This window comes from Jeotgalibacillus sp. 10bf12, from assembly GCF_055597105.1.
On record NZ_CP200276.1, the window covers coordinates 1,088,241 to 1,103,962 of the forward strand.

21 protein-coding genes are annotated in these 15,722 nt (G+C 42.7%); 15 read left to right on the forward strand and 6 right to left on the reverse strand.

Features of this window, described 5'->3' with window-relative positions; translation table 11 throughout:
• Positions 1–56: 56 nt before the first annotated feature.
• Together DH10bf12_RS05480 and DH10bf12_RS05485 are read left to right on the forward strand one after the other, a co-directional pair.
• Positions 57–1,421: a PepSY-associated TM helix domain-containing protein gene (locus DH10bf12_RS05480; protein WP_471737513.1), complete on the forward strand. Its 1,365-nt coding sequence runs from the start codon at positions 57–59 to the stop codon at positions 1,419–1,421.
• The gene (locus tag DH10bf12_RS05485; protein WP_471737514.1) at positions 1,421–1,861 is read left to right on the forward strand and encodes a hypothetical protein; all 441 of its coding nucleotides are present in this window, start codon (positions 1,421–1,423) and stop codon (positions 1,859–1,861) included. Before DH10bf12_RS05480 ends, DH10bf12_RS05485 begins: the two co-directional genes overlap by 1 nt.
• A gap of 272 nt (positions 1,862–2,133) precedes the next feature.
• Here the strand turns inward: DH10bf12_RS05485 and DH10bf12_RS05490 are convergent, their stop codons facing one another.
• Positions 2,134–2,265, reverse strand: a complete 132-nt coding sequence (locus tag DH10bf12_RS05490; RefSeq protein ID WP_471737515.1) for a hypothetical protein — start codon at positions 2,263–2,265, stop codon at positions 2,134–2,136.
• Between the two features lie 113 nt (positions 2,266–2,378).
• Between DH10bf12_RS05490 and DH10bf12_RS05495 the strand changes: the two genes are divergently transcribed.
• From DH10bf12_RS05495 to DH10bf12_RS05515, 5 genes are all read left to right on the forward strand, one after another.
• Positions 2,379–4,421, forward strand: coding sequence for a S9 family peptidase (locus DH10bf12_RS05495; protein WP_471737516.1), 2,043 nt, complete (start codon positions 2,379–2,381; stop codon positions 4,419–4,421).
• A gap of 48 nt (positions 4,422–4,469) precedes the next feature.
• Positions 4,470–5,282 (forward strand): DUF1835 domain-containing protein, encoded by an 813-nt coding sequence (locus tag DH10bf12_RS05500; protein WP_471737517.1) that lies wholly within the window; start codon positions 4,470–4,472, stop codon positions 5,280–5,282.
• Between the two features lie 219 nt (positions 5,283–5,501).
• Positions 5,502–6,110: a DedA family protein gene (locus DH10bf12_RS05505; protein WP_471737518.1), complete on the forward strand. Its 609-nt coding sequence runs from the start codon at positions 5,502–5,504 to the stop codon at positions 6,108–6,110.
• Between the two features lie 18 nt (positions 6,111–6,128).
• Complete coding sequence (locus DH10bf12_RS05510; protein ID WP_471737519.1) at positions 6,129–6,746, forward strand: hypothetical protein; 618 nt, start codon at positions 6,129–6,131, stop codon at positions 6,744–6,746.
• Between the two features lie 137 nt (positions 6,747–6,883).
• The gene (locus DH10bf12_RS05515) at positions 6,884–7,039 is read left to right on the forward strand and encodes a putative holin-like toxin (protein WP_471737520.1); all 156 of its coding nucleotides are present in this window, start codon (positions 6,884–6,886) and stop codon (positions 7,037–7,039) included.
• A gap of 158 nt (positions 7,040–7,197) precedes the next feature.
• Here DH10bf12_RS05515 and DH10bf12_RS05520 read toward each other — a convergent pair whose 3' ends face one another.
• Both DH10bf12_RS05520 and DH10bf12_RS05525 read right to left on the reverse strand, forming a co-directional pair.
• Complete coding sequence (locus tag DH10bf12_RS05520; protein ID WP_471737521.1) at positions 7,198–7,587, reverse strand: hypothetical protein; 390 nt, start codon at positions 7,585–7,587, stop codon at positions 7,198–7,200.
• A 20-nt stretch (positions 7,588–7,607) separates the two neighbouring features.
• Positions 7,608–7,811: a helix-turn-helix transcriptional regulator gene (locus tag DH10bf12_RS05525; protein ID WP_471737522.1), complete on the reverse strand. Its 204-nt coding sequence runs from the start codon at positions 7,809–7,811 to the stop codon at positions 7,608–7,610.
• A gap of 206 nt (positions 7,812–8,017) precedes the next feature.
• Between DH10bf12_RS05525 and DH10bf12_RS05530 the strand changes: the two genes are divergently transcribed.
• The 3 genes from DH10bf12_RS05530 to DH10bf12_RS05540 all read left to right on the forward strand — a co-directional run bounded on the left by DH10bf12_RS05530 (position 8,018) and on the right by DH10bf12_RS05540 (position 10,642).
• Positions 8,018–8,941: a LytTR family transcriptional regulator DNA-binding domain-containing protein gene (locus DH10bf12_RS05530; RefSeq protein ID WP_471737523.1), complete on the forward strand. Its 924-nt coding sequence runs from the start codon at positions 8,018–8,020 to the stop codon at positions 8,939–8,941.
• Positions 8,942–9,086: 145 nt separating this feature from the next.
• On the forward strand, positions 9,087–9,938 hold the full coding sequence (locus DH10bf12_RS05535) for an ABC transporter ATP-binding protein (RefSeq protein WP_471737524.1): 852 nt from the start codon (positions 9,087–9,089) through the stop codon (positions 9,936–9,938).
• Complete coding sequence (locus DH10bf12_RS05540; RefSeq protein WP_471737525.1) at positions 9,935–10,642, forward strand: ABC transporter permease; 708 nt, start codon at positions 9,935–9,937, stop codon at positions 10,640–10,642. The genes DH10bf12_RS05535 and DH10bf12_RS05540 overlap by 4 nt, the downstream gene beginning before the upstream one ends.
• 45 nt (positions 10,643–10,687) lie before the next feature.
• On the opposite strand, the gene DH10bf12_RS05545 is transcribed toward DH10bf12_RS05540, so the two are convergent.
• Positions 10,688–11,089, reverse strand: a complete 402-nt coding sequence (locus tag DH10bf12_RS05545) for a hypothetical protein (RefSeq protein WP_471737526.1) — start codon at positions 11,087–11,089, stop codon at positions 10,688–10,690.
• Positions 11,090–11,248: 159 nt separating this feature from the next.
• Here DH10bf12_RS05545 and DH10bf12_RS05550 point away from each other — a divergent pair, with 159 nt between their 5' ends.
• From DH10bf12_RS05550 to DH10bf12_RS05560, 3 genes are all read left to right on the forward strand, one after another.
• Positions 11,249–11,722: a glutathione peroxidase gene (locus tag DH10bf12_RS05550; RefSeq protein ID WP_471737527.1), complete on the forward strand. Its 474-nt coding sequence runs from the start codon at positions 11,249–11,251 to the stop codon at positions 11,720–11,722.
• 10 nt (positions 11,723–11,732) lie between these two features.
• Complete coding sequence (locus DH10bf12_RS05555) at positions 11,733–12,176, forward strand: MarR family winged helix-turn-helix transcriptional regulator (RefSeq protein ID WP_471737528.1); 444 nt, start codon at positions 11,733–11,735, stop codon at positions 12,174–12,176.
• A gap of 65 nt (positions 12,177–12,241) precedes the next feature.
• Positions 12,242–12,388: a DUF3934 domain-containing protein gene (locus DH10bf12_RS05560; protein WP_374097591.1), complete on the forward strand. Its 147-nt coding sequence runs from the start codon at positions 12,242–12,244 to the stop codon at positions 12,386–12,388.
• A gap of 229 nt (positions 12,389–12,617) precedes the next feature.
• Here the strand turns inward: DH10bf12_RS05560 and DH10bf12_RS05565 are convergent, their stop codons facing one another.
• Positions 12,618–13,976, reverse strand: coding sequence for a DUF4910 domain-containing protein (locus tag DH10bf12_RS05565; RefSeq protein WP_471738195.1), 1,359 nt, complete (start codon positions 13,974–13,976; stop codon positions 12,618–12,620).
• A 241-nt stretch (positions 13,977–14,217) separates the two neighbouring features.
• Between DH10bf12_RS05565 and DH10bf12_RS05570 the strand changes: the two genes are divergently transcribed.
• Positions 14,218–14,793, forward strand: a complete 576-nt coding sequence (locus DH10bf12_RS05570) for a histidine phosphatase family protein (protein ID WP_471737529.1) — start codon at positions 14,218–14,220, stop codon at positions 14,791–14,793.
• A 39-nt stretch (positions 14,794–14,832) separates the two neighbouring features.
• Positions 14,833–15,288, forward strand: a complete 456-nt coding sequence (locus DH10bf12_RS05575) for a DUF4181 domain-containing protein (protein ID WP_471737530.1) — start codon at positions 14,833–14,835, stop codon at positions 15,286–15,288.
• A 22-nt stretch (positions 15,289–15,310) separates the two neighbouring features.
• Here DH10bf12_RS05575 and DH10bf12_RS05580 read toward each other — a convergent pair whose 3' ends face one another.
• Positions 15,311–15,721 carry a hypothetical protein gene (locus tag DH10bf12_RS05580; RefSeq protein ID WP_471737531.1) on the reverse strand — a complete coding sequence of 137 codons (411 nt, stop codon included), beginning with the start codon at positions 15,719–15,721 and terminating at the stop codon, positions 15,311–15,313.
• Position 15,722: the final 1 nt, after the last annotated feature.

Below are 15,722 nucleotides of genomic sequence, written 5' to 3' on the forward strand. Positions count from 1 at the left end.
ATTCCACACTGACTTCTTCTTCAGATATACTTATGTTTACGTTGGGAGGAAGATGGATGGCTGACAATGGAAAAAAATCAGTGAAAGCGTATCAGACAATCTGGCGCTGGCATTTTTATGCCGGGATTATCATGGCGCCTGTGTTGCTGGTGCTCGCAGTCACTGGGGCAGTGTATTTATTTAAATGGAACATCGAAGATTATTTATACGAGGATTTGTATGTGATTGAGGATGAAGGGCAGCAGGTGGCGCCTTCTGTTCTGGTATCGAATGTACAGGCGTTATATGATGATGCAGTGATTACCCGCTACCGTCCAGGGGATTCTCCTGAGCGGTCGGCAGAGATTGGCATATCAGATAATGGCGTGTCAAAGACAATCTTTATGAATCCGTATAATGGATACATGGTTGGTGAGTTAAATGATGATGAGCGAATCATGGATATCATTGAAAAAATTCATGGAGAATTAATGGCAGGAACGATTGGTGATCGGATTGTTGAACTTGTGGCAGGCTGGACGATTATTCTGATTGCAACAGGTTATTATCTCTTCTGGCCAAGAGGAAAGCCTTCGCTTTGGGGCACACTGCTGCCGCGTCTGAAAAAGAATAAGCGTACAACCATCCGTGATATTCACGTGGTTCCGGCAGTATGGATATCAGCGGGACTTGTCTTTCTGCTGATGACCGGTATGCTTTGGACCGGATTCTGGGGAGATGGTGCACAGCGGATCGCAACAAACGCAGGGGTTGGTTACCCGCCATCAGTCTGGGTGGGAGATGCCCCAGTGTCTGAGGTGAGTACAGAGGATGTGGCTGATGTTGTCTGGGCAGCGGAAAAATTACCTGTTCCGGAATCAGTCACAGGTGAAGCATACATACCTGTCACAATTGATCAGGCTGTAGAGCAGGCAGAACGTCTGGATATCTACCCGGGTTATCAGGTTTACTTCCCTGGTGGACCGGAGGGGGTCTACACTTTATCTGCTTTCCCGGACCGTGCTGAAGATGAAGCAACTGTTCACCTGGACCAATATACCGGGGCTGTGCTTGCCGATTATCGTTACAAACACTACGAGCCTGTCGGAAAAATGATGGCCATTGGCATTACGCTTCATAAAGGCCTTCAATACGGGATATGGAATCAATTGATTGGGCTTGCGATCTGTTTGGGTCTGATCACAATTGTCATCTCCGGATTATGGATGTGGCTGAATAGGAAGCCTTCAGACAGCATTGGCGCACCTAAGGCATTACCAATCCGGAAAGTTAAATGGGCATTTGTGATTTTGATTGGCTTTTCGCTGTTTTTCCCGCTTGTAGGGCTGTCGGTGCTCGCTATTTTTCTACTGGATGTTCTATTGCTTAAAAGAGTGGCATGGATGCGCAGATTTTTTAACATACGACAGGAGGACCAATGATGAAGAAAATGCTTGTGCTCTTTTTATTCACGTTCCTTCTGAGCGGATGTCTGCTTGATGCACCGGATAATGCAGAAGACTATCATCGTACTGAGCGAATCAGTGTAGAAATCGGTGCCGGAAATGATGAGAATGACGATACGGTTTTTCAATTTTATATCAGACAGGGCGAAGAGCCGGTAGATGAACTCACTGTTACAGCTGACATTTCGTATAGAGGAGAACGCTGGAGTGAGCAAGCTGAATACGTAAGCAGTGGTTTGTATCAGGTGCCGCTTACTGATGCAGAAGATGGGCTGTATGAGGTCAGGTTGTCTACTGAAATTGAGGGCCAGCCTGTTACGCCCGGGAAATATATTGGACTGGGGCAGCTGACAGATGAAGAAATGATGGTCCTTGAAGGTGAATCTGATGAGGCATCAGGCGGACATCATCATTAATATAAAACAACCGGAGAGCAGATACTCTCCGGTTGTTTTATATATGAAAAATAGCTGTTATAAGACATGTTAATATATTTGATTTTAAGTTTTTCTAGTAATAGATCAAGATGCTTCTAAAAGACATAATCAGTTCAAAATATTTTGATAAATATAGCATTCTATATGGTTTTTGGATATCATAACCATATGAAGGTTTTTATGTTAAAAAGTAATAGTGCTTTTTAAATATGTAATAAACGTCATTTATTTGGATGGCGAGAAGCAGGGAGTTACTCTTCATCATCATTCTCAATGACTTCAAATGAAATAGGATCATCCTGCTCTTCATCAACTTCATTGATTTCAAATGAACAGCCGGCAAGCATCATAGTAGTCAATGTGAATAGCATAAATTTTTTCAATTATGTCACCTCCAGAGTGGGTAGATCAATTTAATTTACATACGTAATTCATTTACAAAAGTTTCAAAATACTGTATTTCAGACAAAACTTAATTTAAGTGAGGAGATTTTACATGAAAGCACCGATCGCCAAGCGCGTACCTTTTACGCACGATATGCATAACGATATTCGTGAAGATGATTATTACTGGATGAAGGATAAGACAAATCCTGAAGTCGTTTCATATCTTGAAAGTGAGAATGAGTATTTTGGTGAAGTGATGAAGCCGCTTGAAGAAAAGACGAATGGAATTTTTGACGGGATGGTGGCACGCGTACCTGAATCAGAAGAGAAAGTGCCGGTTCAAAATGGTCCTTACTTCTACTATTCACGCGAGCAAAAGGATAAGCAGTATTCAATATATGCGCGTAAGAAGGCTGAGAGCCGTGAGCTTCTGGGTCAGGCTGAAGAGGAAGTCATACTGGATTTAAATGAGCTTGCAGGGGATGACGATTATCTGAGTGTGACGCTGCAGCGGCTGAATGAAGAGCAGACAAGGCTTGCGTACCTTGATAATCGTGACGGATCAGATCGTTATACGATTTATATTAAGGACCTGGAAACAGGAGAGTTACTTTCTGACAGAGTAGAAAACGTATATATTTTTGGAAGTGTGGAATGGAGCCAGTGCGGCAAGTACATCTTCTATGTGACAATTGATGATATGCAGCGTCCTTACCGCCTGTGGCGTCATGAGGTTGGCAGTACGGAAGCGGATGAGCTTTTATATGAGGAAAAGGAAGTCACTTTTGCGTTATTCATTGCGAAGACGAAAAGTGGGAAGTATATCACTGTCCACTCAAGTTCAACGATGACAGAGGAAGTCCGTTTGGTTGATGCGGAAAATCCGCTCACGCCGGTTCAGCTGGTGGATGAGCGCCGCAGAGGAATTAAGTATGATGTTGATCACTGGGGTGATGATCTGCTAATTCTGACGAATGAAGACGCGTTGAATTTTAAGCTGCTTCGCTGTCCGGTATCGGATCTTTCTAAGCGTACGGAAGTTGTTCCTTATGATGAAAACCGTTACCTTCAAGCTGTGTATCCAACACAAGACAAGCTTTTCGTATTCGGACGTGAACAGGGGCTGACACAGGTCTGGGTACTTGAAAATAGTGAATTGCAGCAGTTCGAGTGGGATGAACCGCTTTATACATTGTCCATTGTAAGTGGTCAAAGCTATGATTCTGATGAGCTTTTAGTAGATTACGAATCACTTTTAACACCGGACACAACTTACAGCCTGCAGATTGCAACAGGTGAAAAGCAGGCGATCCACACTGCGGCAGTTAACGGAGAATATGACCCGGAAGCATTCAATCAGCATCAGCTGTGGGCAACTGCAAGAGATGGCATCAAAGTACCACTCATGGTCAGCTATAAAAAAGGTGCACTTGATAACGGACCAGCACCACTGATTCTGACTGGGTATGGATCCTACGGGATGGATAATAACCCTTATTTCAATGCATACCGTCTGCCGCTTTTAGAAAAAGGCGTTGTCTTCGTAACAGCTCAGGTGCGTGGTGGCGGCGAAATGGGCAGACACTGGTATGAAAACGGAAAGACACATCACAAGCTTAATTCGTTTACAGACTTCATTGATGCAGCCCGCTTCTTAATCGAAGAAGGCTATACAACAGCTGATCAAATGGCTGCACGGGGCGGCAGTGCCGGAGGGCTTCTTGTAGGCGGTGTGTCGAATATGGCAGGAGAATTATTTAAAGTAATCGTCCCTGAAGTGCCATTTGTCGATGTGCTGACAACGATGCTTGATGACACGATTCCATTAACGACGCTTGAGTGGGATGAGTGGGGGAATCCGCAGAAGGAAGAGGATTATACCTATATGAAAACTTACAGCCCGTATGACAACGTGGAGGAAAAGGAATATCCGCACATGTATATTACAACCGGTCTGAACGATCCGCGTGTTGCTTACTGGGAGCCTGCGAAATGGGTAGCGAGACTACGCACGAAGAAAACAGATGACAACACTCTTGTACTGAAAACCAATATGGGAGCAGGGCACTTTGGTGCGTCAGGACGCTTTGATCACTTGAAGGAAGCGGCTGAGTGTTATGCGTTTATTTTGGATAAGATTGGCGTGGAGTGAAGGCCGGGGTCAGACCCCTTGCCTTCGGGCTGAAAGAGAGTTGACTATATGATTCATATACTATTTGGAGCATCAGCAGCGGGCTCTCTTAAGATCGCACTAAAGAGACCGAAGCTTATTTCGTTTTGGGATACATTTTCTGTAGGGCCAGTCTTGCAGCTGCATGAAGAAGCAGGTATTAAATCAAGATTAGAATGGATGAAAAAGATTACAACTGGTTTGTATGACGATTATCCTGATTATAACAAACGTTTTTGGAAATCAGTTAAAGAAATAAGGGAGATTCCTGCCGGAGAACATGTAACCATCTGGTCAGCTGAGAATGCCCATGAGCAGACAGGCATGCGCTATGTGATGTATTTACTGAAGGGAAAAGACATTGATATTACGTTAATTAACACAACTGTTGCTCATCAGAAATTATTTGATACACCCGAAGTTCGTCAAACCCTGCGACATTCAGGAGAAATCATACCGGAAAAACTCCTTGAAATTTATAAAGAAGGAGCGAATGTTTTACTCACAGATCATGATAGAGAAAGAGTTGAACAAGAATGGCTCGATCAATCTGTGAGCAAAGAAGCACTCAGAGTCTGGCTTAATAGTGACGTTCGTGAAGTTCCAGAAAACTATCTGGATCCATTCTTTATCAAATACGCAAAAAGGCTGCACAAGGAAAAGGGAAAGCAAAACTTCTTTCCGTCGGCGAGGCTGATAGGAGAAATCATTGGTCACGTGGATGAGTATACTGGAGATGCATTTCTTGAGTACCGGCTGAAGGAGCTGATCCGTGAAGGCGTTTTTGAGTATGAAGGGAATTTGGAGAATATGAGATTCTATCATATTCGGCTGAAAGAATAATACGATATTAAGATTGGGCTTAGATATCGCGTCTTCATGGATCAGTATAGCGAACTCTTAATCTCACACTAATCAATAGTGTAAATTAAGAGTTCGCTTTTTTTTGCAAAAAGAATAGTAGTATTGGAACTTATATCTTAGTAGAACGTCTGATTTACAGAAGTTGGATTTAATCCTATTGAAATATTAGCATCAATTAAGCAAAGAAGCGGGGTACATATGGAAAATTGGCTGACTGACATCATGAGTGAATATGGTTATTTGGGCGTGATGTTGTTAATTGCACTTGAAAATGTTTTTCCTCCAATTCCTTCAGAAATTATTTTGACGTTTGGAGGGTTTATGACAGTTGATTCTTCAATGACAATACCTGGCGTGGTCATGGCTGCAACGGCTGGTTCTGTGATTGGAGCGGTAATCCTTTATTGGGTTGGACTTCAGCTTGACGTAGAAAAATTAGAAAAGATCGTGGACAGGTGGGGACATTTGCTCCGCGTGACTAAAAAAGATATCCATCGTGCGGATGCTTGGTTCGACAAGTACGGACCGTGTACGGTATTCTTTTGCCGTTTCGTGCCGCTGATCCGCAGTCTGATTTCTATTCCTGCAGGAATGTCCAATATGAAATTCCCACTGTTTCTGTTGCTGACCACACTTGGCACGCTGATCTGGAATATCGTACTTGTCTCCCTCGGCGCATCACTCGGAAATTCGTGGGATGTTGTTGTGGAGTATATGGAGATCTATTCGAGAGTGATTTATATCATCCTGCTCGCGATTGCTGTATTTGTGGTGATCAAATTTTCTAAAAGGCTAAAAAGAGCTTAAAGAAAGGTGTTTTTCAAAATGAAGTTAGTGAAGAAATATATATACTTAAGTGTCCTGCTTTTGCTCATAGTGGGCTGTTCTGACACAGACGCTGATGAAAATGAATCAAATGTTTCAGAGAGCAATACGGCTGTTGAACAGGCAGAGGATACAGTGCAGTCGGATGGTGTAGCGTCTGAAGAAGAGTCAGTTGAGACAGAAGAACAGAGCGAGGGTGGAACAGAAATCAGTGTTGAAGAAAAGGAACAGGTACTTTCACAGTATTCAGCTCAGGAGATTGAGTATGCAAGCGTCTGGCTTCAACTTGGTCCAAACCAGGATATAGATGGATTATATGTTGAGAACATTCCTGCAGGCACACCACTGAATGCAAAAGATGAAACAAGTGACGTGTATCCCGAAGATGTCATACAGCTATCGGGCTCAAGACTGGTAGAAGGGTCAATTACATACAGCGGTAATGGCGATGGAACAATCAATGTATATAACGTGCCAAAGCGTTGGGATGGCGTATACCCGGTAGAGGATGTGAATTTCTATATTGAGATCATCGAAGGTGCAGAGGAAGTTTATATTGAGACTGGTGATGCTGAAGAGGTGGCAGGGTTGATTGAGTTGCTGGAGAGGCAGGGTTAGATATATTAATTGTGAGATGATGACGCAAAAACAACTGATACGTCTCTTACTTCTATCAAATTAACATGATAAAATATAAGTTGCAGCTATCTAAAGCGGATGGGCGGTTGGCACTCCCTGAGAAAGGGGGTGTTTATATGGTGACTTACGAGGCGATGAATATGTTATTTCAATTTGGCATGTTTATTGCTGCAGCAACAACAGCTATTGTAGCTTTGGTTGCTCTTTACACCAATAAAAAAAGTAACCACCCTCCGCTACCGACTAAGAAGCTGAGTGGTTACTCTTTGTAACACTTAAAGGCTCTTACTGGTCAACCGCACTTCATGCGGATGACAGCTGCATTGACCGGGTGTGCTCAGCACCTGGTCTTTTTTATTATATGTATAGTTTACCACAGCCATACTTAAAATACACTTGTTCAAATGTTAGAATACTATAAGTGTTTTATCTAGTAACGCTTCGACAACACCACAAAAGATACAAAAACAGTACTTATCGACAATGCTGCCAGCAAACTAACAGTCTGATAACCATCCAGCATGAAGCCTTCAAATTGAAATAAAGTCATAAGAATCAGCATGTATCCTAAAATGAAAAAGTAGCTGAAAAACATTCCGCGTTCTTTGATCCTTTTGGTGCGCTCATCATTTTCCTTGAATTGAGGATAAAGATAAGAAAGACAAAAACACATAATGGTTGTCCCTATAAAAACTGCTTCATGACCTACATAGAAGTTTCCTGTTGAGATCGTTGCAAAACTAATTAATAAGCTATATGTAAGAAACATAAAACCAAATATCAAAAACGCTCTACTTCCAGCTTTACTACTCATCTGCATAACAAAATCCTCCAAACATTCTATTCCTTTTTATCTTCCAGCAAAAAAACCTCTTCCACATAAGTGTCAAAACATCGTGCAATTTGAATCGCAAGCGGCAGGGATGGGTTATAGCGACCCTTTTCAATCGAAATAACAGTTTGCCTTGAAACACCAAGCATCTGTGCCATTTGCTCCTGAGAAATGCTATTTACCTGCCTGAGCTCTTTCATTCTATTTTTCATGTACCACATTCCCCTCTGGAATTCATTATAATGTAAAGCATCCTTTACGTAAAGTGTGCTTTACATATTTTCTGATTTGCGAAGACGGGGGTCTGACCCCTGCCTTCGCATCCAATCAAAATTTGTAAAATATCCAAAGGGATTATGTAATAAGTTGTAGAATAATGAAAGAGGTATGTGAAGTTATGTGATAAAGGAGTCAGTTCATGAATATTGAAATCACTGAAGTAAAAGAGGGCAGCCATACGGTGATTCCTTCTTTTACGTTTGATGCCGGCCTTACCGGTATATATACAGATGTTAAGCGAACGCAGATCATTATGGACCAGTTAAAACATATAGGTTACCTTCATGGAAATCATGAAGGGCTGACTTTGCGTTTAACTGTAGAGGAGACGTTTCGTTATCATAAAGATCTTTCCGGGGTATCAGCTTCTGTCGAAGAAATGGTAGCTCTCTTTGGTCTGCAGCATGTAAAAAAGACAAAAGTGAAGAACCTTTCAGAGAGCCATAGAAATTGCCTGTCTTTTCTCAGACCTTATTTGTATGCGAAAGAGTTTTTAGTGATAGAAGAACCCTTTGACAGAATGGATGAGGAGGGGAGACAGGTGATGGCGCATCTGATTAGCAAAATGAGAGATGAAAAGAAAACGATTTTGCTGCTTGGACATAACCTGGAAGAATTGCTCCTTGTGACGGAAGATATTTATCGAATTGATCAAGGTGGTTTACATAAAATGGATTTTAATGAAGAGGAAGCTGCACCTATTCAAGAAGATCAGCCGGTGATCAGGATTGAAAAAATCCAGACAAAACATGAAGGGAAAACGATCCTGTTTAACCCTCCTGAAATTGATTACGTTGAAAGTGTAGATGGATCTGCACAGGTAAATGTAGCTGGTAAAGGATACAACTGTACATTAACGCTTCAGGAGCTCGAGAAACAACTACGTCCATATGGCTTTTACCGCTGCCACCGTTCTTACATCGTGAACCTGCAAAAGGTGAGGGAAATCATCACATGGACAAAAAACAGTTATAGTCTGAAGCTGAATGATAGAGAAAGCAGTGTCATTCCGCTGTCCCGTGCGAAGCTTGCGGAATTAAAGGAACTTCTTGGCGTTTCTTAGTATTTCCCGGGGAATATCCTGGGACCATTCGGCAGTTTCCGGGTACAGTTCGTCATCATTTTTCTACAATTGACCCGGATCTTACTGCGCACTTTTGTTGATCTGACTACACTTAGGTTAGACATCAACAAGGGAGGCTGCGCAAATGACTGCGGAAATTAACGTACAGCATATTGGGAAAAATTTTGACAAGTTTACTGCTTTAGAGGATGTATCATTTACAGTTCAAAAAGGAGAGATTTTTGGCTTTCTTGGCCCGAGTGGATCAGGAAAGACAACACTCATTAAAATATTGACCGCCCAGCTGGATCAGAACAGAGGACAAGCATCTGTTTTCGGTATGCCGGTGAATGAAATGAAGCGTGTAGAGAATAAATCGCGCTTTGGTATATTAACGGATAACAGTGGGCTGTATAAGAGATTAACTGTAGAAGAAAACTTAACACTTTATAAAGAATTATACGAGCTAAGTGACAGTGCCATTGATGAAGCGCTGGCATTCGTAAATCTTCAGGACGCCCGTAAAAAGAAAGTCTCTAAGCTTTCTAAAGGAATGCTTCAGCGTGTGACACTTGCACGGGCATTGATGCATAATCCGGAGCTGCTGTTTCTTGATGAACCAACTTCTGCGCTGGACCCGGGGAACACGCATCACATCTATAAAGGGCTGCGCAGGTTAAACGAAATGGGTACAACGATTTTTCTGACGACGCATGATATGGCAGAGGCTGAAACGTTGTGTGATCGTGTCGCATTTTTACATGAAGGAAAGATCAAAGCAATTGGCGCGCCTTCGGAATTACGCTTGCGTCATAGTGACCAGTCAATGGTAGTTGAACTGAAAACTGGTGAGCAGCACACTCTGCCACTGAATGAACTGACAACAGCCGGCAGACTTCAAGAATGGATGAGCAATCAGCTGATCCAGCGTATCTGGTCAAATGAGCCGACACTTGGAGATATCTTTATGGAGATGACAGGGAGGGATTTACGATGAACGTTTCAGTTAAAAGAATGCGTGCGATTTTTATTAAGGACTACAAAGAGTTTTCACGTAACTATGCAGTATCATCGATGCTTTTAATGCCCTTAGTGATTGCATTTCTCTACCGGGATTCAGGTACTGCCTCATTGGATCTGTATTTTCTGCCGATCAATATGGCATTTGCGCTTCTTACAACGTTTATTCAGGCCTGCCTGATTGCTGAAGAGAAGGAAAGTAACACATTGCGCAGTCTGATGATGTCCCCGGCATCGATGGCGGATATCTTAATAGGAAAAAGCACGCTTGTCTTTTCAATTACGCTTGCGATCATTGCGCTGACGATTATAATCCTCGGATTCACGCCGGCAAATCTGCTTATTCTAACAGTGGGATTAATGATTTCAGCAGTCTTCTATATTGGACTTGGCATTATCTGCGGTCTTTTCACTAAAACTGTGATGGAAGCATCTGTTGCAGTACTTCCTGTGATGGCAGTCTTTTCACTCGGACCGCTTGCGAGAGGACTAGCTGAGACATACCCGGTGCTTGAAGCATTGAAGTGGCTGCCAAGTGCTCAGCTGATTATGCTTGAAGGACATAGTGCAGCAGGAACTACATCAGATATTCTGATTTCACTAGCGGTGATCTCAGTGTGGACAGTGGTCGCACTGGTAGTTGCAAGTATGTTATTTAAAAAACGGATGAAGGATGAATAGGATTCGTATACCCGGAGAGGATGATTCTCCGGGTTTTTTATCTAATCAGCTGGATCTGATCGCAGTCGTCGTCCGGAGCAAAGCATAAAACAGTCCTGCGCACCCTGAAGTGAGGCATAATATAAATAATCCGTAATCAGTTGACCCGTTAAATAAAATGACAATAGTGCCAATTATTGCGCCTGTAGCAATATGTATGCCCAACGACATTTTTTCTCCATATCTGCTTAATTTTCTGCGCATAACCCATTGCAAAAATGAAGAAACAGGCACCCCCACCAGAATCATAATGATCATGACTGGAACGAAAATAACAGCAGCCATATCAGCGCCGGCGCTGTTTAAGCTTAATAGTAAGGTAACTGCCAGTGATGTGAAAAAGGCTGCAATGAACTGTGATAATAAATGGTGAAAAGGTCCGTGCACGGGCTCTCTCATGGTACTCATCGCCTCCTGAAAGTGATCTGGGACTTCCAGTGTAGCACGCCCTTTTAGAAAGAATACTCAAAGTCTTTCTTCAAGCGAGCATTGGAGTTTGTCTCCTTTTAAAAAAGTATATAAAATTAAATCGTACACGACATATATTTTATAAGGAGGCACTTTTAAATGACTGTCTACGAATATAACGTCCAAAAACCGAATCGCGAAGAGGTAAATCTGGCATCTTATAAAGGAAAGCCAATGCTGATCGTCAACACGGCGAGTAAATGCGGTCTTGCACCACAGTTCGAAGGGCTGCAGAAGCTTCATGAAAGTTATGGTGACAAGGGACTTCGGGTGCTCGGCTTCCCATGTGATCAATTCAATAATCAGGAGTTTGACGATATTGAGAAAACAACTGAGCATTGTAAGGTCAACTATGGTGTGAGCTTCCCGATGTTTGCCAAAATCAAAGTGAATGGAAAAGAGACACATCCATTATTTGATTACTTGAAAAATCAGCAAAAGGGGATGCTGTCAAAGGAGATCAAGTGGAATTTTACGAAGTTCCTCATTGATAAAGAAGGAAATGTTGTAAAACGTTATGCGCCGACAACGCCTCCTGATAAGATTGAGGAGGACATTAAGTCAATATTGTAGGAGGACCTGCATGAACGATTATCTCTCGCTGGATCAGCAGCTGTGCTTCGCAGTCTATGAGACATCCAGTGAATTCAATAAGCTTTATACAAAAGCACTCGAACCATTTAACCTGACCTACCCGCAGTATTTAGTGCTGCTTGCATTATGGGGAAATGATGGTCTCACACAAAAAGAGCTTGGGGAAATGGTCAGACTGGGCACCGGGACGCTGAACCCGATGATCACAAGGATGATTGCAAACGAATGGGTGATCAAAGAACGTTCGCCCCATGATTCGAGAAGTGTCATTATTTCACTGACAGAGCAGGCAAAGGTTGCGAAAAAAGAGATTGCACGTGCAATTGAGCAGGCAATTGAACGTTGTGGCATTCAACCGGAGGAATATTTCGAGCTGATGAAGCTTCTTGGTTCAGTTCGTGATAAGATGAAGAAGAGCCGGATGGAACAGTAACGATTTCCGGTTGTTTCAAGTCACTAACGTATTAAGTGGTATTCTATTCTTTGGAGTGAAAATAGATGGCAAAATCAAAAAAGAGCGGCGTAGGTCAGGGGACCGGCAAAAAAGGCTGGAACCGCTGGCAGGCAAAAGCGAAAAAAGCAAAAAGCTTTAAGCCTTATCAGAGTAAAGCGAACAAACAATCTTCAGATTCTGATGAGAAATAAAAATCCGGTCTTCCGTATGTGGGAGACCGGATTTTTTGTTGGCTGTAGTGTTTTTGCTGGTGATGGTAGTGTGGGGCTCTGCGACGGTAGGATACACCCGGGTTGACGGTAGTGACGAGGCTGGCGATGGTAGTGAGAGCACGATCGACGGTAGTGACCACAAACACGGCAGTCATAAATCAACACAAAATCCCCATTCACAAAAGAATGGGGACACTCAATACGAATCTTATCTCACTGACTCCTCAAAAATCATGTCAGCTTCAACATCAACTTTTTCTTTATTTTTCGACTGTGATGGATGATCGAATTGTGCAAGGTCATAGACGGCAGACCCTACAATTTCAGCGACATCCTGCAGTTTATCAATATCAATTTTATCAATCGTGTCATCTGGCGTATGGTACCATGGCTCTAGCGGTGAGTGGATAAACAGGGCTGCCGGAATACCTGCTGCTGCAAATGGCACGTGGTCACTGCTGCCACCGCGGGAAAATGGCGTGGCTTCCCCATTTAACTTCAGACTGGACTTCTGAGCAAGCTCCGTTACCAGGTTCGCTTCTCCATCGAGTGTACGCATCACAAGATCTCCTGCATCACGGCTTCCGACCATATCAAGGTTGAAGTTTGCTATAGTGTTGTCAATTTCCTCATCACTCAGCGTATCAACGTAATGATAAGATCCGATTAATCCAAGCTCCTCAGCTCCAAAAGTTACAAAGCGAAGCTCAGTATCAGTTGGAACTTCTTTCAATACCCGCGCGAGTTCCAGGGTCATTGCTGTTCCTGACGCGTCATCATTTGCACCAGGCGCGCCTGGAACGGAGTCATGGTGTGCACCGACAACAATGATATCGTCATTGGCTTTCTTTTGATTTGTCGGCTCTTTCGTCGCAATTACGTTGTGTGAAGTACGGTCGCCCGCTTCAGCACCTTCAACTGTTAGCGTTGCAGTACTGCCGGCAAGTGCTTTAAGCGCTTCACCCTCGGATTTTGATAGGCTGACAGCAGCCACATAGCGCTCATCATAAGCGCCGAGCGTCCCATTTAATACGCCATCAACGGTATTATAAATGACGACACCAGCTGCTCCTCTTTCAGCAGCATTCAGCACTTTTTGACTAAAAGAAATACTACCTCTTTGAATTAATGCGATTTTACCTGAAAGATCGAGTCCTGCTACGTCATCCACAGTACCGAGTCCTGCGTCTACAAGCTCACCTGTCACATCACCGTTCACTGAATATGTAAAAGAACGTGGATTCAACTCGCCTTCAAACCCTTCAACTGACAGAGAAAGTGAGGAAGGAGGAGTATATCCGAAGAATGTGAATGGCTGAATTTCAACATCATAGCCATAGGATTCAAACTCTTCTGCGATAAACTCGACTGCCTGATCCTCTGCATCGGTACCGGCAACTCTTGGTTCCTGCGCCAGCGTATCAATATTGTCATAGATTCGCTGTGCATCCAGCTGGTTTAAGACCTTTTTGTCAAACTGGCTATTAACCTTTTCAAGGGATGGTCCCTTCATATAAGCCAGCTGGGGAGTAGCAGCACCGAGTGCTAACGTTGTAGCAAGTGCCATTGTAACAACCGTTTTCTTCTTCACAAAATCGCCTCCTGAAATATGATAAGAAATTTCTGACAATTATAATGTTACATAATGGGATTGAAGGGATTAAGTGCTAAATATACTATTTGACTAGTTCTATATAACTGTTTGTTTATGTGTGAAGGCATCGGTCTGACCTCGTCTTCGCTAAACGCTTACACCCATTTTTTGCTATACTTATGTAAAATCAATGGAATCTGGTGGGAGTGATTAGATGGAACTTATGATTATAAGACATGGTCAATCTGAGGCAGACCTGCTGCATGTGCATGAAGGCAGAGCGGACTTTCCGCTGACGGAGCTTGGGGAAATGCAGGCTTGGAAAATGGCGGAGTTGGTGGCCGAACATTTTAAGCCTGAAGTGATCATTGCGAGTCCTCTAAAGCGCGCACATCGTACTGCTGAGATTTTAAAAGAATTGGCTGGATGTGAGTGTGTGGTAGAGGAGGACTTGATGGAGTTTAATAATGGCGTGCTTGCCGGTCTTTCAAGAGAAGAAGCATTAAGAAAATATCCGATTCCTGAAGGAGGCAGACCGATTCACATTCCGATTGAGGGAGGCGAATCTGAAATTGAATTCAGGATGAGGGCAGAGAAAGTTCTACATAAGATTCTAAATGACTTTAAAACACACGACAGAGTGGCAATCGTGTCACATGGCGGAATGATCTCCAATCTTCTGAAATCCCTGCTGGAGCTGCCCGTTGTAACACTTGCTGCTTTTCCAGCAGATGATACAGGGATTCATCTGGTTGAAGTGACTGAAGGTAAAAGAGTGGTCAGATTTTAAATAGACAGGAGCATTTGATGTAGAAGAAGGGGAGATTTGATGAATTTTTTAGAAGGTGCGAGTACTAATGCGATTTTTATTGTATTTATCATCATTATGCTCATCGTGATGATTTTTAGGCCGATTATGAGGCGGGTGCTGGGTGCGGATAAATATAAGATGTTTTCATACGATAACTATGTAAATAAACAACATAAAAAATATGACTGGATGATTCGAATTACAACAATCATTGGCATTATCACGTTAGGTGCCATTCAAATATCTACCATCAATAGTGGTGGGCAATTAAAATGGTACCTTGGGCCGTACCTTGTAATTTTTGCAATGATTCTTTTAACAGAATCTTTAAGGACTTATATGGAGTGGAAGTACTCGGAAAATCGAAACAACTATAAAGTCACGCTGTTGGATTTTGGATTACTAATTATATTGACCATTGTTATTTTGGCTACAGACTTCTTTGGAGCATTTGATTTCGGATCGCTGAACTGAAGAAAGAATCTGACCTCTTTCTTCAAAACGCCACAAAGAAAAAAGCGAACAGAACGGCTGCTATGTTTGAAATGATAAAGAGATTTGCTACTTTTTTAATCACCAATTCTTTATATGAAAAACGGTTGATCAATGACTCTATTACCCAAAAACAGGCGATGGTGCTGAAGAGAGGGATCATGAAGGCCGGTCCAAGAAATACAGTCGTGATCGCAAATCCAGCTGCCACATACAACGCTAGTCTTGCAGATGTACATAGCTTCATGAATCCTGCAATAAGCGATAGCGGGAGTGCAACCATCAGCAGGCCTGCTGCGAAATATAAGTAGTAAATCACAACTGACATATTGCTGACCGGAATCGGAAACGCCAGTGTGAACAAAGCAGTCATGATCGTTAATGTAATGACTAGTGATAGAAATGTTGCTTTCATA